We start from the raw sequence: 14,673 nt of genomic DNA on the forward strand, positions 1-14,673 counted from the left end.
TTAATCGGACCTTCAGGGATAGAGGCTGGGGACCGATATACTAGTTATATCTTTTTATGTGGAAGCAATCCGCGGGGCGGAGGAGAATCGATTGTGAATATCAGTCAAATGATGCGAGGGTTGCTGGGAGATGCGGTAAGCGGGGATGCCCGGGCTATGGAATTAAGAGTCGGCCAGGTCGTAAGAGGCGTCGTGGTGCAGACATTTGAAAATAATGAAGCGCTTATTCAAATCAATGGCGTACAAGTTCGCGCCAAGCTGGAGATGCCTATGACGGCTGGTCAGTCAGCTATGCTGCAAGTGCAGCCCGAATCGAATGGATCGCTTGTGATGTTAAAGGCAGTAGATCTAAGCGCGTCCGGCTTGCTGGACGATACGTTCCGGGATTACGCCAAGCAGCTTGGGCTTCCGGATCAGCGCTGGGCGCTTGATATTATTAAGGATCTAAGAAGAGAGGGCTTCCCGTTCAACCGGGCAACAGCGCAGGCATTCCAGGCGGCGCTGGCGGCAATGCCGCGAGGAATGGATGTGGAGCAATGGATGACGGCAGCCGCAGCTGCTTTCAAACGTGGCTTGCCGATGACGGCAACCACAATTGCGTCTATGGGCCAGGTGATGTTCGGCCGTGCGCCGCATGAGCTGATGGACTCGCTGCAGCGGCAACTGGGATCGTTTGTGTCAGGCTCCGGCTCAGCGGAAGCGGGCGTCAATGCGGGATCGGCTCAGCAAGCGGGAGCGCGCGTACTCGCGCTGCTGATGCAAGGCGATGCTTTGTTGCGTGGAGGGCTTGCTGCAAGCGGCAACGGCAGCGGCTCGGCGAGTGGGGCTGCGGCCGCACAAGGTCAAGGGCAGCAGGCGGCTGCAACTGCGCAGACAGCTGCACCAGGGCAATCTGCGCAAGCTGTCACCCAGCATGTCTCCCAGTCCGCAGCGCAGAGTGCTGCGCAAGCTACAGGACAGAGTGTATCGCAAGTTACAGGACAGAGTGCAGTGCAAGCTGCTGCCGGAGGGACGAGCGGGGCTCTTGCCGGACAAGCAGCCGCAACCCAGTCTACAGCACCGGCTGCCGGCACCAACTGGCTTGGCGGCATGATGAAGTGGCTTGGCGTTGATCATGAGCTGCAGCTTGCGAAGGCGGCGACCGCGGTAGATTCCAGCGGGCAGCAGGGGGCAGCGCAGACATCTAAGCAAGCTGCAGCCGATACGGGCTTGTTGCGTCCCCAAACCGGAGCGGCTGGCGCACAGCCTCAAGGCGCAGCTCCAGGTCAGGCAGCGTCTCTGGCGGCTGGTGTCGAAGGAGAAACGCCAGCAACCGTCGCAGCCCGGACTGAGCCGCCTGCGGCGGGAGTGCGAAGCGATACCGCTGCCCTATTGGCAAGAGGCGCGGAAGCGGGTGCCACAGAAGCAGGAAGAGCACAAGCGGCTTCGGCGCAGCCTGCTTCTCAGCAATCTCCACAGGTTACCCAGCCGCTTCAAGCAATTATATCTGATGCGGTGAGTCGCGGAGATCAGATCCCTGCGTCATCGCAGCCTGTCCCACATGCAGCAGCACCTGCAAGCGCAGTGCCGACGGAGACATTGAAAAACGCATTGCTTACCCTTATGCAAGCAAGCGATACGCCACCAGCAATCAAGGAGACCGCTCAGCAGCTTATCCATCAGATTACCGGCCAGCAGCTTCTGCTGACCCCGGAGCGCAATAGCTCTGTGTTCACCCATGTAACGATGTTTATTCCGCTTAAGGATGCTGACGGGGGAACGACAGCATCCGTCCATATCCAGACCAGGCGCGGAAAAAAAGGGGAGCTCGATGCGGATAATTGCCGCCTACTGTTCAATCTCTCCATGGCGTCATTAGGCGATACGCTGGTCGATGTGAATGTAACGGATAAAATCGTCAGCTTAAATATATGGAATGACCATCCTGCGATAGCGGATCTTATCGAGGGCTCGCGTAGCGATATTGCCGAGCGGCTCCATGGCACGGGGTACCAGCTGCTGTCGCTGCGCACCACTCCTCTGCCGAACCGGGATGCAGGAGAGGCGCCGGCGAGCGTGGCGAAGGATAAGAAGCAGCAGGCGCCGCCTGATCTTGCGCAGTTCGCCTCAACGCGGTACAAAGGAGTGGATTACCGGATATGAGCCCGGAGCATGAGAATAAGGACAGGCCGGCGCCTATGCGCAAGGCTGTAGCACTCAAGTATGAGCCCGGGGACCGGGCCGCTCCTGTGCTCGTGGCAAAGGGGCATGGACTAATTGCCGATCGGATTCTGGAGAAGGCAAAGGAAAACGGAGTGCCCGTTCAAGAGGATTCGTCGCTCGTTGAAGTGCTGTCCAAGCTGGATGTAGATCAAGAAATACCGCCAGAGCTGTATGCTTTGGTTGCAGAAATATTGACCTTCGTCTATCAGTCAGACCGGAGAGCGAAAGAGATGATCGATGAGCGCTAATCGCCTGCGAATAGGCCGGATCGGGGAGGCGGAGGCCAAGCGGCGTCTGGAGCTTGGGGGTTATGTTATTCTGGCTGTCAATTGGCGCAGGAGGCAGGGAGAGCTTGACTTGGTTGCCAGAGACGGCGAGCGGATTGTTTTTGTAGAAGTCAGGTCTCGCAGCGCCGCCAGCAGCGGCAGATACGGGACGGCTGCGGAATCGGTCGATCCCCGCAAGCAGAGGCAGGTTCGAATGCTTGCGCAGAAGTATATGCAATTGACTAACCGGCATGACGCCGCTATGCGATTCGATGTGATTGCCGTTACGATCGGTGCTGATGATACCATTGCCGAATATAGACATTATGAAGCCGCATTCTGAACCGGGGGGAACATCTCTTCAGGTTCATGATGCGGCTATGTTGGTTGTTTAATGCTTTACTGAATAGACTGATCCTGCTGATTGGTAAGAGGAGATGATCAGGTCATGCGAGCATCCATACGGCGATATTGGATCGCTTCCGCCACATGCTCGGCTTCGACCGATTCGCTGCATTCGATATCAGCGATCGTTCTTGCTAGCTTTAGCAATCGGTCATACGCGCGCATGCTGATGCCAAGAATCTGGAATGCATTCTCGAGCAGCTTATAGGCATCAGGCTTCAGCATTGCCGTCTTGCGCAATCCCTCGCTAGTTAGCTCGCCGTTGGTCATAGCGCCCCACCTGCGGTTTCTATCCATTTGGATGGAGCGTGCGGCCTCCACTATATCTTTAAGCTCTGCTGTGGAGCAAACGGTATCGTTGCCCGGTTGATCAAAAGAAACCGGCCGCGGTACCTCAATATGCAGATCGAGGCGGTCGAGCAGCGGGCCGGACAGCTTGGAGCGATAGCGCGCTATGACCGGGGCGCTGCAGGTGCATTGCTTCTCTCCATAGTCATGCCCGTAATAGCCGCATGGGCATGGGTTATAGGATGCGGCAAGCATAATGTTGGCAGGGAAACGCACTGTAGCTCGTGCTCTTGCGATCGAGACGATCCGATCCTCAAGCGGCTGTCTCAGCAGCTCCAGCACCATGCGCGGGAATTCCGGCAGCTCATCCAGAAACAAGACGCCGCGATGTGCGAGCGTAATCTCGCCTGGCTTCGGTATCGAGCCGCCTCCGATCAGTCCGCCGGATGAGGTGCTGTGATGAGGAGACCGAAAGGGTGGACGGACCATCAAGCCGCCTGCTCCATCCGGCAGCTTGCCGGCGACGCTGTATATTTTGGTCACCTCCAGCGCTTCTTGCTCAGTCAATTGCGGCAGGATGCCCGGCAGCCGCCGGATCATCATCGTCTTGCCGGTTCCCGGAGGACCGCACAGCAATATATTATGCTTGCCTGCAGCGGCTATCAGCATAGCCCGCTTGGCCTGATGCTGCCCGATAATATCGGCGAAGTCCTCGCAGTCGGGACTCCGTCCTATCTCACTGCCGCTTGCTTCTGGGTTTTCTGCCACAGAGTCATCGATGAACTGGTCCCAGTACGAGGGATAGCCGCTCTTGGGCTTAAGCTCGTGCAAATGAGACAGGGCGTAAATGTGGATTCCGGATATCCATGCGGCTTCTTTCCGGTTGGCAGACGGAAGGAGTACGCGTCTAATTCCCATTTGCTTGGCTTGCTCCAACATCGCAAGCACGCCTGTAACCGGCTTGATTCCGCCGTTAAGCGACAATTCCCCGATGAGCAGGACATCTTCCAAAAGAGAGGCCTCCAATTGTCCGCTTGCAGTCAATATTCCGGCTGCAATGGCCAGGTCGAATGCTGTTCCCTCCTTGCGAAGATCGGCTGGAGCCAGATTGACAGTAATACGGTCCATTGGGAATGAGAAGCCGCTGTTCTTGATCGCGGCTCTGACTCGCTCTACCGATTCGCGGACGGCGGGATCTGGCAGTCCGACTACACTTACTTGAGGAAGGCCGCTGCTAATATCGACCTCTACCGAAATGTTCTTCCCCTCCACGCCGATTACGCTGGCGCTGTGCATGATGCTGAACAAATAAAAGCACCTCCATTGACGGTCAAATCCATCACGAAGGTGCTTCCTCACGTATCTCATTTCATTCGATTGATTCTTATCATAGCGGCAGGGAACATCGCTGTCAATAACAGTCTGCCCTGCGATTAAAAGACATCAATTAGGTCATACTAGTTGGCGTAAGTCAGGCTTTGATCTCATTTTGAGATGATATCCATATCAAAAAGGTTTGCGCTTTCAAGGAAAAACTAAGGAACTGGACAAGGAAAAGTGCTACAATGATAAAGGTTTGTGTACATATGACTGATTCAAGTCTGTGAAATGGAGGATTTCAACAATGAATATCCATGAGTATCAAGGCAAAGCGGTGCTGAAACAGTATGGTGTAGTCGTGCCGGAGGGCAAAGTCGCATTCTCCGTTGACGAAGCTGTCGAAGCGGCACAAGCGCTAGGAACACCGGTGGTTGTCGTGAAGGCGCAAATCCACGCAGGCGGCCGCGGTAAAGCGGGCGGCGTTAAAGTAGCCAAAAATTTGGACGAGGTTCGCGCGTTCGCGAGCGAAATCTTGGGCAAAGTGCTTGTGACTCACCAAACGGGTCCGGAAGGCAAAGAAGTCAAACGTCTTCTGATCGAGCAAGGCTGCGATATTAAGAAAGAATACTATATTGGCGTCGTACTGGATCGTGGCACTGGCCGTGTGACGATGATGGCTTCCGAAGAGGGCGGCACGGAGATTGAAGAAGTAGCCGAGCATTCCCCTGAAAAGATTTTCAAAGAAGTTATCGATCCGGCTGTCGGCATGCAAGCTTTCCAAGCGCGCAAGCTGGCTTACGCGATCAATATTCCAAGTGAGCTTGTGAACAAAGCTGTGAAGTTCATGCTGGCTCTATACACAGCTTTCGTCGAGAAAGACTGCTCGATCGCCGAGATTAACCCGCTTGTTGTAACGGGTGACGGCAACGTAATGGCGCTTGACGCGAAGCTGAACTTCGATTCCAACGCGCTCTATCGCCAAAAAGAAATTCTTGAGCTGCGCGATCTGGAAGAAGAAGACGCAAAAGAAATCGAAGCGTCCAAATATGATCTTAGCTACATTGCGCTTGACGGCAACATTGGTTGCATGGTTAACGGCGCAGGACTTGCTATGGCTACAATGGACATTATCAAATACTACGGCGGCGACCCGGCCAACTTCCTGGACGTAGGGGGCGGTGCTACGAAAGAGAAAGTTACGGAAGCTTTCAAAATCATCCTGTCTGACGAGAAAGTAAAAGGCATTTTCGTCAACATTTTCGGCGGCATCATGAGATGCGACGTTATTGCGGAAGGCGTTATTGCGGCTGCAAAAGAGCTTGGCCTTGACCGTCCGCTTGTCGTTCGCCTGGAAGGCACGAACGTTGAGCTTGGCAAGAAGCTGCTGAACGAATCCGGCCTTAACATCGTCGCAGCTGATTCCATGGCTGACGGCGCGCAAAAAATTGTCGCACTCGTAAAATAAAGCCGCTGAACCTGCGGCTGACGATACGCATACGAATTCAATCAGGGGATGTGAGTTAAGTTGAGTATTTTGGTCAATAAGGATACAAAGGTCATCACTCAAGGCATAACAGGCAAAACTGGCATGTTCCATGCCAAGGGAGCTCTCGACTACGGCACGCAGATGGTAGGCGGAGTAACGCCTGGCAAAGGCGGCACGAACGTTGACATTACGCTGGAGAACGGCTCCGTCGTTTCCCTGCCGGTATTCAACACCGTTCTGGAAGCCAAAAACGCAACGGGCGCTACGGCATCCGTTATCTATGTTCCGCCAGCGTTCGCAGCTGATTCCATTTTGGAAGCCGTCGATGCTGAGCTGGATCTGGTCATCTGTATTACAGAAGGCATTCCGGTTCTGGACATGGTGAAAGTGAAACGTTACATGGAAGGCAGCAAGACGGTTCTGATCGGACCGAACTGCCCTGGCGTAATTACGCCAGGAGAATGCAAAATCGGCATCATGCCGGGCTACATTCACACAGTTGGCCATGTAGGCGTCGTATCGCGCTCCGGAACACTGACTTATGAAGCGGTTCATCAGCTGACGACTCGCGGCATCGGTCAATCTTCCGCAGTCGGTATCGGCGGCGACCCGGTGAAAGGCTCCGAGTTCATCGATATTCTGAGTCGTTTCAACGACGACCCTGACACATACGCGGTTATCATGATCGGCGAGATCGGCGGCACGGCTGAGGAAGAAGCAGCTGAGTGGATCAAAGCGAACATGAAGAAGCCGGTTGTTGGCTTCATCGGCGGCGCAACGGCGCCTCCGGGCAAACGTATGGGCCATGCAGGCGCGATCATCTCCGGCGGCAAAGGTACTGCAGCTGAGAAAATCGCTACGCTGGAAGCTTGCGGCATCAAAGTAGCTCCAACTCCATCGGAGATGGGCTCCACGCTTGTAAGCGTTCTGGAAGAACAAGGCTTGCTAGAGAAATGCATCACTCGCAAGTAAACATATAATAAAGGTAAGCAACCTTTGGACGCCAAGCACGGTGTCTGAAGGTTGCTTTTTTTGTTTGAACGGTTCGTACCGACTTGAATGCTGATCGTTCAGTATAGAACATGGCTAATGGATGTTTTTCATGGAGAGAATCACGGATTCACGCCGTATAAGCTTGGACGTCCAACCTGGGACGGCTTACAAATTTGGCGGCCGACTTGCATTCTGCTTCTCCGTAACGCACAATAGATAGGAATGCAGGCCGGCCCGAAAGAAATGAGGGCTAGTTATATGGATAACGAGCATAAGTTGCGCAGAAGAATGGTCATTGCCTATTATGAACGGCCAGGCATTGGCTGGCATGCCGTTGAGAAAGCGGTGCGTCATCGGTTGTGGCGCAAGCATGACTGGACCTTGCAAGAGTTGCTGGACATCGGTCTTAAGCAGGAGCAAGCGGAGAAGACGGGGCATTTTTTTCGAGATGCTGCCTGGAGGGAAGCGGCGGGCGCAGGAGCGCTTAAGGATCGAGACGATGTAGCTGTCCTTACGCCTTTCGATGTTGAGTATCCTTCCATACTGCTGGAGATCGCGCAGCCTCCCTGGGTATTATACGCCAAGGGGCGATTGGAGCTGCTGGAGCGTCCAGCTGTTGCGATGGTCGGTACGCGAGTGCCGACAGCCTATGGAAGACATATGGCTTCTGCTATCGCTCAGGAGCTCTCTGAGGCGGGGGTTACAGTTGTGAGTGGTCTTGCTCGGGGGATTGACTCCAAAGCCCATGAAGCGGCAATGAAGGGCCCAGGAGGCACGATTGCTGTGCTGCCAACGCCGATTGATACCTGCTATCCGACAGAGAACGCTTCTTTATTTCGGCAATTGAGTGAAAAGGGCTTGCTGCTGTCGGAGACTCCGATCGGCACAAAGCTCCATCCAGGCCAATTTCATCAGCGCAATCGTATTATTGCAGCGCTCAGCAGGGCGACAATTGTCGTCGAAGGTGCTCGCAAAAGCGGCTCGCTGATTACAGCCAAGCACGCGCTTCAGATGGATCGCGAGCTATTTGCTGTCCCAGGACAGATTACGTCTCCAAAAAGCGATGGGCCCAATGAGCTTATACGTGAGGGGAAAGCGCGATTGCTGAGCGAGACGCCGCAGATATTTGAAGAGCTGCCTTGGCTTCTCGACCAAGCCGCCCCATTTGGGAGCGGCGGAGCGCATGATTCAGCGATGCTGGTGACAGAATCGCTAGAGCCGGAGGAGCGCAAATTAATTGCTTTTTTACAGGATCAACCCTTATCCATTAATGAATTGCACGAGCTGTCCGCTATTCCGTTTGGACATTTGAACGCACTTCTGCTAAATTTATGTATAAAACGGAAAATCGAGCTTCAGCCCGGTTCCATATATATAGCATTGTAACTTGTCGTAGAGAGAGGAGGCACCTCGCATGGCAGATTCATTAGTCATTGTCGAATCACCGGCCAAAGCCAAAACGATTGGAAAGTATTTGGGCAGCAAATATATCGTAAAAGCGTCCATGGGTCATATCAGGGATTTGCCTAAGAGCCAGATCGGCGTCGAGGTCGAAAATGATTTTAATCCGAAATACATTACGATTCGCGGCAAGGGCAGCGTGCTGAAAGAATTGAAGGATGCCAGCAAAAAAGTGAAAAACGTCTTTCTAGCGGCTGACCCCGATCGCGAGGGAGAAGCGATCGCCTGGCATTTGGCCCATTACCTGGAGCTGAACGAAAAAGATACTTGCCGCGTCGTATTTAATGAAATAACAAAGCAAGCCGTTAAGGATGCGTTCAAGCATCCGCGGAAAATCAACATGGATTTGGTTAACGCCCAGCAGGCGAGACGGATATTGGATCGTCTGGTAGGCTATAAGATCAGTCCTTTATTATGGAAGAAAGTCAAAAAAGGGCTGTCTGCCGGACGGGTGCAATCTGTCGCGGTGAAGCTGATTATTGATCGCGATAATGAGATTGACGCGTTCGTGCCGGAAGAATATTGGTCGATTACAGCAAAGCTGAGCCATGGCGGCATTGCATTCGAAGCCAAATATCATTCCATTCTTGGAGAGAAGCGGGAGCTTGGCAAGGAAGCCGATGTGCAGGAAGTGCTGCAGGCTATGGGCGGCAATCCGTTCACCGTAGCCCAAGTGAAGGAGAAGGAGCGTCTTCGCAATCCGGCTCCTCCGTTCATTACAAGCTCGCTTCAACAGGAAGCGGCACGCAAGATCGGGTTCCGTGCATCAAAGACGATGTCCGTAGCTCAGCAGTTGTATGAGGGTGTCGAGCTGGGGAAAGAAGGTACGGTGGGTCTCATTACGTATATGAGAACGGATTCGACCCGGATCTCTCCTGTAGCCCAAGAAGAAGCAAAAGAATATATCGTCGACAAATACGGACCGGATTACGCACCAGAGCAGCCGCGTGTCTACACCAAGAAGAACAGCAATGCACAAGATGCGCATGAGGCGATCCGTCCGACATCGATTCTACGTGATCCGGAGACGATGAAGCCATTTCTTTCAAGAGATCAATTCCGGTTGTACAAACTGGTATGGGAGCGTTTTGTCTCCAGCCAAATGTCCTCCGCGATTCTTGACACGATGACTGTCGATATGGAATCCGGCAAGACGGTGTTCCGAGCTACTGGCTCCAAGGTGAAATTCGCCGGGTTTATGAAGGTGTATGTTGAGGGCAATGATGACGGCACCGTTGAAGAACACAAGTTTTTGCCGCAGCTTGCAGTTGGCGACGTCATCCAGTCGGACAGCATCGAGCCTAAGCAGCACTTCACACAGCCGCCTCCAAGATATTCAGAGGCAAGGCTCGTCCGAACGCTGGAGGAGCTGGGCATTGGCCGGCCAAGTACGTACGCGCCGACGCTGGAGACGATCCAGAAGCGCGGGTATGTAGCGATGGAAGAAAAGAAATTTATGCCGACAGAACTTGGTGATCTGGTCATTCAGTTGATGGAGGAGTTTTTCCCCGAAATTCTGGATGCGGAGTTTACGGCTAACATGGAAGGCAACCTCGACCATGTCGAGGAAGGAACGGAAGATTGGGTAAAGGTACTGGCTAATTTCTATGATTCCTTCGAGAAGCGGCTTGAAGTTGCGGAAGAAGAGATGAAAGAAATCGAGATACAAGACGAGGTATCCGACGAGATCTGCGAGAAATGCGGCAGACATCTGGTGTACAAGATGGGGCGCTTCGGCAAGTTCCTGGCATGCTCGGGCTTCCCGGAATGCCGGAATACAAAGCCGATCGTCAAAGATATCGGAGTCGACTGTCCGAAATGCGGCGAAGGCCATATTATTGAGCGGCGCAGTAAGAAGGGCCGCATCTTCTACGGCTGCGACCAGTATCCGGGCTGCGATTATGTATCCTGGGATAAGCCGACCGGCAAGCCGTGCCCGAATTGCGAGGCCATGCTTGTCGAGAAGCGAAATCGCAGCGGCGTGAAGCTGCAATGTGTTTCCTGCGATTATTCGGAGGAAGTACAGGATGATGATCAGGAAGAACAGGCGTAGGGTTTGTAACATGGCCTCGCGCTGACTTGCATATCGCACACACGTAACCACACGTCCTCCCTGCATCAGGGAGGATGATGTTGTTTGAAGGACTTCCTCAGGCTTGGAACTGTTTGCCAAGGCAAGTTTATTATTTGCATATAAAACGCACATTTGGCGCTCTTGTTGATTCTATATTAGATCAGCCGTCCCGATTGTGGTATAATCGATCGTCTGCGCCTTGCAATATCATTTATGAAATGAAAAATAGCATCACGCGATGCAGAACTATTCATAATTACGAATCGCCTTATAGCAAAAATAAAGAATCTTAAAAACCCACCAAGGGTTAATCGCGCGAGCTTGGAGCTTGTCTCCGGGCATTGAGCTGAGTCACACGAATGGTTGCCAGTAGATGGGTTGTATCTGAGTACAAACTGGAGCTTGTCCCGAAAGGGGCTGTTCGCACGAACTGGAGCTTAACCGAAAGGTTTGTTTGCACGATCTGGTGCTTGACTGAAAGGTTGTTCGCATAAACTGGAGCTTGTCCCGAAGGGGCTAAGCGTTCTATGCAGGCAGGCTCAACAAATCCTAGCTGTAGGTATGTTCGTCATTCAGGCGGGTGTCCAGAGGGGCGCAGCACCTTGGGGCCCTCCCTTGGAAGGGAGGGTTTGGGAGGGTTCGAAATCCCTTAGGGGTTTTGGGGTTTAAACTACGGAAAGGAATGAACACCATTGACACAGAAAGTAACCGTAATCGGAGCAGGACTTGCCGGAAGTGAAGCCGCTTGGCAAATCGCCTCGCAAGGCGTGCCCGTTACTTTATATGAAATGCGCCCAGTAAGACAGACGCCAGCCCATCATACGAATCAATTCGCTGAGCTGGTATGCAGCAACAGTCTTCGCGCTAATGGCTTGGCCAATGCAGTAGGCGTATTGAAGGAAGAAATGCGCATGCTGAACTCTATTATCTTAAGCAGCGCTGATCTTCATGCGGTGCCTGCAGGCGGGGCGCTTGCGGTTGACCGCGACGGATTCTCCGGTGAAATTACGAGCAGGCTCCATAATCATCCGCTTATTGAGGTGCGTAATGAAGAAGTAACGGAAATTCCGCAAGACGGCATCACGGTTATTGCTACCGGCCCGCTTACGGCGCCGGATCTCTCCAAGCAAATACAGGGTTTGCTCGGCGAAGAATACTTCTACTTCTACGATGCGGCAGCTCCGATTATAGACAAAGAATCGATTGACATGAGCAAAGTCTATTTGGCGTCCCGATATGACAAAGGTGAAGCTGCTTATTTGAACTGCCCGATGACCGAAGAAGAATTCAACGTGTTCTACGAAGCCATCATCACAGCTGAGAAGGCGGAGCTTAAGGAATTCGAGAAAGAAATTTATTTCGAAGGCTGCATGCCGATCGAGGTTATGATGAGCAGGGGCAAGCAGACTGCTTTGTTTGGCCCGATGAAGCCTGTGGGACTGGTCAACCCGCATACGGGCAAGCTTCCTCATGCGGTTATCCAACTGCGTCAGGATAATGCTGCGGGTACGCTTTATAATATGGTTGGCTTCCAAACCCACTTGAAGTGGGGCGAGCAGAAGCGCGTATTCTCGCTTATTCCAGGGCTTGAGAATGCGGAGTTTGTCCGCTATGGCGTCATGCACCGCAATACGTTCATCAACTCGCCCAAATTGCTGAAGCCGACTTACCAGACTCAAAACAGGGATACATTATTTTTTGCCGGCCAAATGACGGGCGTGGAAGGGTACGTCGAGTCGGCTGCATCGGGCCTGATTGCGGGCTTGAACGCCGCTCGTGTGGCGAAGGGACTCGAACCTCTCATATTGCCTGAGCAGACAGCACTAGGCAGCATGGCTCATTATATTACGACGGCAGATTTCAAGCATTTCCAGCCGATGAACGCCAATTTCGGCTTGTTCCCGCCGCTAGAGAAACGGATCAAGAACAAGAAAGAAAAAAATGAAGCGATTGCGAATCGCGCTTTGGAGCGCATTGAGCAATTTAAACAGGAACATTTATCGTCGGCCGCCGTACAGTAACATAGAGGTGTTCAGCCTATCCGGCTGCGATTTATTCTCAAAACAAGTATTTTGCAACACTATGAATCATAGTACTTAAGCATATGCGCCGGTTGCAACGGTTTGTACCGTAAGAGATGATCCTCTTCATTCGAGGGCGAATACGATTTCTTACTACTTGAAGGAGGCCTGGCCGATGGAAATGCAATTTCATGCGACGACGATCTGTGCGGTTCGTCATGAAGGAAAAGGAGCTATTGCAGGCGACGGTCAAGTGACGTTCGGCAATAGCATGGTGATGAAAAACACAGCGAAAAAGGTTAGACGTCTGTATCGGGGTCAAGTTGTTGCCGGGTTCGCCGGGTCGGTAGCGGATGCGATCACCTTGTTTGAGAAGTTCGAGGCGAAGCTGGAGGAGCACCACGGCAATTTGCAGCGTGCCGCCGTCGAATTGGCCAAGGACTGGCGTTCCGACCGCATCCTGCGCAAGCTGGAGGCAATGATGCTTGTCATGGATAAGAGCGGCCTCTTGCTCATCTCCGGCAACGGGGAAATCATTGAGCCAGATGATGATATTCTGGCTATTGGCTCCGGCGGAACGTTCGCCTTGTCGGCTGCCAGGGCGCTTAAGCGTCATGCACCTGGTATGGAGGCGAAAGAAATCGCGAAGTCGTCCCTGCAGATTGCGGCTGAGATATGCGTGTATACGAATTCGAACATTATTGTAGAAGAAATCGGCTAGTAGAAGAAGCGGAGGCGATGGAGAATGGGAAAAGACGCACTGACACCGCGCCAGATCGTCGCGGAGCTGGATAAATATATCGTTGGCCAGAAGGACGCCAAGCGTTCCGTTGCGGTAGCGCTTCGGAACCGTTATCGGAGAAGCAAGCTGGATGAGACGATACGGGATGAGATCGTGCCGAAAAACATCCTGATGATCGGGCCTACCGGCGTCGGCAAGACCGAAATCGCACGCAGGCTCGCCAAACTGGTCAAAGCGCCGTTCGTTAAGCTGGAGGCAACCAAGTTTACCGAGGTCGGATACGTCGGCCGTGATGTGGAGTCGATGGTCCGTGATTTGGTGGAGATCGCGATTCGCATGGTCAAGGCGGAAAAAACAGAAGGCGTCAAGGATAAGGCGGAGAAACTGGCTAACGAGCGGATCGTTCTGCTGCTTGCTCCTTCCGCGGTGAAGCCGAAGTCGAATAAAAATCCGTTCGAGATGCTGTTCGGCGGCGGCAGCGAAGAGAAGGAAGAGGAGAAAGACCAAGAACAGGATCATTCTCTGCAAGCCAAACGTTATCAAATCCGTGAGCAGCTAGAGGCAGGAAATCTTGAGAATGAAGTGATCGAGATTGAAGTGGAGGACACGTCGCCTAATATGCTCGATATGCTATCGGGCCAAGGTCCCGAAGGCATGGGTATGAATATGCAAGAGCTCTTCGGCCAGCTGATGCCTAAAAAGCCTAAAAAACGTAAGCTCCCTGTGAAAGAAGCGCGGAAAGCGCTCATTCAGGAAGAGGCGAACAAGCTGATCGACATGGACGACGTCATCTCGGAATCGATCATTCGCGCTGAGCAAAGCGGCATTATCTTTATCGATGAGATCGATAAGATTGCCAGCCCTTCACGCGGTTCAGGTCCTGATGTGTCCCGTGAGGGCGTGCAGAGAGATATTCTGCCGATCGTTGAGGGATCAACCGTCATGACCAAGTATGGCCCGGTCAAAACGGACTACGTGCTGTTTATTGCGGCAGGAGCATTCCATGTTGCCAAACCTTCGGATCTTATTCCGGAGCTGCAGGGACGGTTCCCGATCAGGGTGGAGCTGACTAGCCTTAGTCTGGATGACTTTATTAGCATCCTGACCGAGCCGAGAAATGCGTTAACGAAGCAGTATACGGCATTGCTGCAAACGGAAGGCATTGAGGTGGAGTTTTCGCCGGAGGCGATCCATGAGCTGGCGTCTATCGCCGCGGATGTGAATCGCAATATGGAGAATATCGGTGCGCGCAGACTCCACACGATTTTGGAGAAGCTGCTAGAGGACCTTTCCTTTGAAGCGCCTGAGCTTTCTTTGGAGAAAATGACAATTACGCCGGAATATGTGCGCGAGAAACTTGGCAGCATTGCCAAAGATCGCGATCTGAGTCAATATATATTGTAGTGGTTACAGTT

11 protein-coding genes are annotated in these 14,673 nt (G+C 52.9%); 10 read left to right on the forward strand and 1 reads right to left on the reverse strand.

All coding sequences use genetic code 11. The annotated features are described in order from the left end of the window. Positions 1–93 precede the first annotated feature (93 nt). The 3 genes from ACFVSO_RS14540 to ACFVSO_RS14550 are packed head-to-tail and all read left to right on the forward strand — an operon-like array spanning position 94 to position 2,811. Complete coding sequence (locus tag ACFVSO_RS14540) at positions 94–2,142, forward strand: hypothetical protein (protein WP_387474678.1); 2,049 nt, start codon at positions 94–96, stop codon at positions 2,140–2,142. Next, positions 2,139–2,450, forward strand: a complete 312-nt coding sequence (locus ACFVSO_RS14545) for an EscU/YscU/HrcU family type III secretion system export apparatus switch protein (protein WP_387474680.1) — start codon at positions 2,139–2,141, stop codon at positions 2,448–2,450. Before ACFVSO_RS14540 ends, ACFVSO_RS14545 begins: the two co-directional genes overlap by 4 nt. Next, positions 2,440–2,811, forward strand: a complete 372-nt coding sequence (locus ACFVSO_RS14550; protein ID WP_387474682.1) for a YraN family protein — start codon at positions 2,440–2,442, stop codon at positions 2,809–2,811. Before ACFVSO_RS14545 ends, ACFVSO_RS14550 begins: the two co-directional genes overlap by 11 nt. A gap of 98 nt (positions 2,812–2,909) precedes the next feature. On the opposite strand, the gene ACFVSO_RS14555 is transcribed toward ACFVSO_RS14550, so the two are convergent. Beyond that, positions 2,910–4,469, reverse strand: a complete 1,560-nt coding sequence (locus tag ACFVSO_RS14555; protein ID WP_387474684.1) for a YifB family Mg chelatase-like AAA ATPase — start codon at positions 4,467–4,469, stop codon at positions 2,910–2,912. Between the two features lie 316 nt (positions 4,470–4,785). Between ACFVSO_RS14555 and sucC the strand changes: the two genes are divergently transcribed. The 7 genes from sucC to hslU all read left to right on the forward strand — a co-directional run bounded on the left by sucC (position 4,786) and on the right by hslU (position 14,662). Beyond that, positions 4,786–5,946 (forward strand): ADP-forming succinate--CoA ligase subunit beta, encoded by a 1,161-nt coding sequence (sucC, locus tag ACFVSO_RS14560; protein WP_387474686.1) that lies wholly within the window; start codon positions 4,786–4,788, stop codon positions 5,944–5,946. Positions 5,947–6,006: 60 nt separating this feature from the next. Continuing rightward, complete coding sequence (gene sucD / locus ACFVSO_RS14565) at positions 6,007–6,939, forward strand: succinate--CoA ligase subunit alpha (protein ID WP_387474688.1); 933 nt, start codon at positions 6,007–6,009, stop codon at positions 6,937–6,939. Positions 6,940–7,218: 279 nt separating this feature from the next. After that, a complete protein-coding gene (dprA, locus tag ACFVSO_RS14570) occupies positions 7,219–8,346 on the forward strand; it encodes a DNA-processing protein DprA (RefSeq protein ID WP_387474690.1) in 1,128 nt (375 codons plus the stop codon). A 28-nt stretch (positions 8,347–8,374) separates the two neighbouring features. After that, positions 8,375–10,474, forward strand: coding sequence for a type I DNA topoisomerase (gene topA, locus ACFVSO_RS14575; RefSeq protein ID WP_387474692.1), 2,100 nt, complete (start codon positions 8,375–8,377; stop codon positions 10,472–10,474). A 713-nt stretch (positions 10,475–11,187) separates the two neighbouring features. Next, a complete protein-coding gene (trmFO, locus tag ACFVSO_RS14580; protein ID WP_387474694.1) occupies positions 11,188–12,516 on the forward strand; it encodes an FADH(2)-oxidizing methylenetetrahydrofolate--tRNA-(uracil(54)-C(5))-methyltransferase TrmFO in 1,329 nt (442 codons plus the stop codon). A gap of 175 nt (positions 12,517–12,691) precedes the next feature. Continuing rightward, positions 12,692–13,237: an ATP-dependent protease subunit HslV gene (hslV, locus tag ACFVSO_RS14585; protein WP_387474696.1), complete on the forward strand. Its 546-nt coding sequence runs from the start codon at positions 12,692–12,694 to the stop codon at positions 13,235–13,237. Positions 13,238–13,261: 24 nt separating this feature from the next. Then, the gene (gene hslU, locus ACFVSO_RS14590; RefSeq protein ID WP_387474698.1) at positions 13,262–14,662 is read left to right on the forward strand and encodes an ATP-dependent protease ATPase subunit HslU; all 1,401 of its coding nucleotides are present in this window, start codon (positions 13,262–13,264) and stop codon (positions 14,660–14,662) included. Positions 14,663–14,673: the final 11 nt, after the last annotated feature.

The sequence above is a fragment of the Paenibacillus sp. NPDC057967 genome, from assembly GCF_042887015.1.
Classification (GTDB): Bacteria; Bacillota; Bacilli; order Paenibacillales; family Paenibacillaceae; genus Pristimantibacillus.